The 3669-nt window shown below is 68.0% G+C and carries 4 protein-coding genes; 1 reads left to right on the plus strand and 3 read right to left on the minus strand.

Annotated features, from left to right (window positions below):
* Positions 1-37 precede the first annotated feature (37 nt).
* The 3 genes from ASE88_RS09780 to ASE88_RS19230 form a co-directional block, all read right to left on the minus strand.
* Positions 38-1426: a glutamate--cysteine ligase gene (locus ASE88_RS09780; RefSeq protein WP_056477816.1), complete on the minus strand. Its 1389-nt coding sequence runs from the start codon at positions 1424-1426 to the stop codon at positions 38-40.
* Positions 1427-1504: 78 nt separating this feature from the next.
* Positions 1505-2251 carry a 16S rRNA (uracil(1498)-N(3))-methyltransferase gene (locus ASE88_RS09785; protein ID WP_056477817.1) on the minus strand — a complete coding sequence of 249 codons (747 nt, stop codon included), beginning with the start codon at positions 2249-2251 and terminating at the stop codon, positions 1505-1507.
* Positions 2252-2835: 584 nt separating this feature from the next.
* Positions 2836-2997 (minus strand): hypothetical protein, encoded by a 162-nt coding sequence (locus tag ASE88_RS19230; RefSeq protein WP_200910198.1) that lies wholly within the window; start codon positions 2995-2997, stop codon positions 2836-2838.
* A gap of 83 nt (positions 2998-3080) precedes the next feature.
* Between ASE88_RS19230 and ASE88_RS19505 the strand changes: the two genes are divergently transcribed.
* Positions 3081-3669 (plus strand): 4-hydroxybenzoate octaprenyltransferase (locus ASE88_RS19505; protein WP_414893616.1); only part of this gene is annotated, 589 nt, incomplete at its 3' end.

A 3669-nucleotide genomic window follows, 5' to 3' on the forward strand; every position in this document is an offset into this window, starting at 1 on the left:
CCTCCCCCGACCCCTCCCGCGAGCGGGAGGGGAGACGTTAGAAGCTGGACTCGTCGTAGACCTTCGAGACGTCGCCGCCCCAGACGCCGTGATACTTGTCGAGCAGCATCTCCGCCGGCACCTTGCCGCTGCGGACGATCTCGCGCAGCGGATCGAGGAAGCCGGTCTCGTTGTCGCCCGCCCGGTTGAACCGCGCCCGCGCCGACAGCCCTGCGCCGGCGATGTCGAGAACCTGACCCGCGATATCGCGCAGCGTGCCGCCGCCCGCGATCGGCGCATTCAGGCCGAGCTTCGGAACACCGTCGCGCAGGCTCTGGCGCTCGTCGATCGTCCAGTCCTTGACCAGATCCCACGCCGCATCGAGCGCACCCTGATCGTACAGCAACCCGACCCACAGCGCCGGCAGCGCGCAGATCCGGTTCCACGGCCCGCCATCCGCGCCACGCATCTCGAGGAAGGTCTTCAACCGCACCTCGGGGAACGCGGTCGAGAGGTGATCAGTCCAGTCGTCGAGCGTCGGCTTCTCGCCCGGCAGCACCGACAATTCGCCCTTCAGGAAATCGCGGAACGACAGCCCGGCGGCGTCGATATACTTGCCCTCGCGGTAGACGAAGTACATCGGCACATCGAGCGCGTACTCGGCATAACGCTCATAGCCGAAGCCATCCTCGAACACGAACGGCAGCATGCCGGTGCGATGCGGATCGGTGTCCGACCAGATATGGCTGCGATACGAGAGCATGCCGTTGGGCTTGCCCTCGGTGAACGGCGAGTTCGCGAACAGCGCGGTCGCGAGCGGCTGGAGCGCCAACCCGACGCGGAACTTCTTCACCATGTCCGCCTCGGACGCGTAATCCAGGTTCACCTGGATCGTGCAGGTCCGCAGCATCATGTCGAGCCCCATGCTGCCGACGCGCGGCATGTGCCGCAGCATGATCGCATAGCGCCCCTTGGGCATCGTCGGCAGTTCGGCGCGCGTCTTGTCCGGCCACATGCCGAGCCCGAGGAAACCGATGCCGAGCTTCTCGCCCGCCGCCTTCACCTGTTCCAGGTGACGCCCGGTCTCCGCGCAGGTCTCGTGCAGCGAATCGAGCGGCGCGCCCGACAGCTCGAACTGACCCGCGGGCTCCAGGCTGATGCTGCCGTCCGCGCCCGACATCGCGATGGCGTTCTGCGTACCATCGGGGCCGCCCTCCATGACCGGCGTCCAGCCATATTGCTCCAGCTCGCCGAGCAGCGCGCGGATGCCGCCCGCCTCGTCATAGGACGGCGCGTGATGGTCGCTATTCGCATAGACGAACTTTTCGTGCTCGGTGCCGATCCGCCATGCGTCCTTGGGCTTTTCGCCGCTGGCGAAGCTGGCGATCAACTGGTCGCGCGACTCGATCGTCGGGCTGGTCTTTTTCGGAGCGGGTATCGTCGTCATTGTCGCGCCTTACGCGGCGATGAACGAGCCCGCTAGGGGGGATTCGGACCAATCGGTAGGTATTGCGCCCCGGTCCTGTTATCGGCGCCAGTCGCCCGCCGCCGCCATCCACAGCGCGACGGCCGCACCCGCTGCGGTTTCCGCCCGCAGGATACGTGGCCCAAGCCCGACCCCGACGGCCTGCGGGTGCGCGCGGATCGCCTCGCGTTCGTCGGTATCGAAGCCGCCCTCCGGCCCGATCAGGATCGCCGCCGGCCCCGGCCGCGCGCGCATCGCCTCCAGCGCGGGCACGCCGCCGGTCTCGTCGGCGAAGAACAGCGCGCGGTTCTCGGGCCAGTCGCGCAGCAGCGCCGCAAGCTTCACCGGCTCGGTCACCTCGGGCAGCGCGGTCCGCCCGCATTGCTCGGCCGCCTCGATCATCTGCGTCCGCAGCCGCTCGGTATTGGGCTTGTCGACGATCGTCCGCCGCGTGACGACGGGTTGCAGCCGCGCGACGCCGAGCTCGCACGCCTTCTCCGCCATCCAGTCGACGCGGCCCTTCTTCAGCGGCGCGGCACACAGCCACAGATCGGGTACGTCCTCGCGCGGTCGCAGCAGCGTGGTGACGTCGAGCACCAGATCGCGCTTGCCGACGCTCGACGCGACTCCGACCCACTCGCCGGTCCGGTCGTCGAACAGCTTCACCGGATCGCCGATCTTCATCCGCATCACCCCGACGAGATAATGCGCCGCCGGCCCATCGACGTGAAGCGGACCGATCGCGAGCGGCGTATCGACGAAGAGGCGCGGCGTGGACTGCGGCGGCCAGGCGGGAGTTGCGGGCATGCGAGTGCCCTAGCAAATCCGTACCGGCACGGGGAGGGGCCGCGCAAGAGTTGCCACCCAATCCTCCCCGGCAAGGGGGAGGAGCACGAGCGAGCGGCGGTCTCTGGCATGGTGACGCGCGTGCTACAAAAGCGCGAGTCCCAATCCTCCCCCGCCAGGGGGAGGTGGCTGGCCCTTGCCAGACGGAGGAGGAGGAAAGGGCGAACCACGGTTCCGTATCCTCCCCCTCCGTCGCCTCCGGCGCCACCTCCCCCTGGCGGGGGAGGATCGCGAACGAACCGCGGTCCTTAGATTCTCATGCGATCAAGGGGGAGGAAACGCGGGCGGGGCCAGTCGTCATCGTCCAAGAGCGCCAACCGACGGTTCTAGGCAAGCAGGGCCACACCCAAGCTCCGTCATCCTGACGAAAGTCAGGATCCAGAGTCATGAGCGCGCCGTCCGTTACTCTGGATCCTGACTTTCGTCAGGATGACGGGCGAGTGAGTTTCGAGCGGATCATTCTTTAGATCAGCCAATTGGCGGGCGGCACGTACTGATCAACCACCAAGGATCGGCCCCTGGCCTTCGCCACGAAGAGCGGCCTATCAGCGCTTCCGGCGCATCCACATCTTCCGCGCCACCACCCACGCCAGTACCGCCGCGACGACGCCAAGGATCAGCACCCCCGCAACCGCCCCGGCGACACGGAAGATTCCCCAGAACAACGCCTCGACGAAGCGGCCGACCGCGACCGACAGGCCGATCATATGAGATGGTCCGAACGCGCCACTCCCTCGACCCTAGCTGGCAAAGGCTTGCGCGCCAAACGCCGTCTTCCTACGCCTCCGCCATGCAGACCAAGCCGAGCCACGCGGAAATCGTCCCCGACAGCGAACACCGAGGGCTGGTCGGACGCCTCCCGCCGACGCTCCGCGGCCTCGCGTTGCTCGCGCGCTTCGATCGGCCGATCGGCTGGTGGCTGCTGTTCTGGCCCGGCGCCTGGGGCGTCGCACTCGCCGGCGGCGCGGTGCAGCGCTGGGACCTGATCCTCTGGCTCCTCCTCGGCAGCATCGCGATGCGCGGCGCCGGCTGCGTGTTCAACGACATCGTTGATCGCGACCTCGACGCGCAGGTCGCGCGCACGCGGGCTCGCCCGATTCCCAGCGGGCTCGTCTCGATCAAGCTCGCCTGGATCTGGCTCGCCGTGCTGTGCCTGATCGGGTTCGCCGTCCTGCTGCAACTCACCTTCTTCGCCGCGATCGTCGCACTCGCCAGCCTCGCCCCCGTCGCCGCCTATCCGTTCATGAAGCGCATCACCTGGTGGCCGCAGGCCTGGCTCGGGATCGTCTTCTCCTGGGCGTTGCTGGTCGGCTGGAGCGACATCGCCGGCGCGCTCGATACGCCGATGTGGCTGCTCTACGCGGGCTCGATCGCGTGGG

This window comes from Sphingomonas sp. Leaf38, from assembly GCF_001421825.1.
Classification (GTDB): Bacteria; Pseudomonadota; Alphaproteobacteria; order Sphingomonadales; family Sphingomonadaceae; genus Sphingomonas.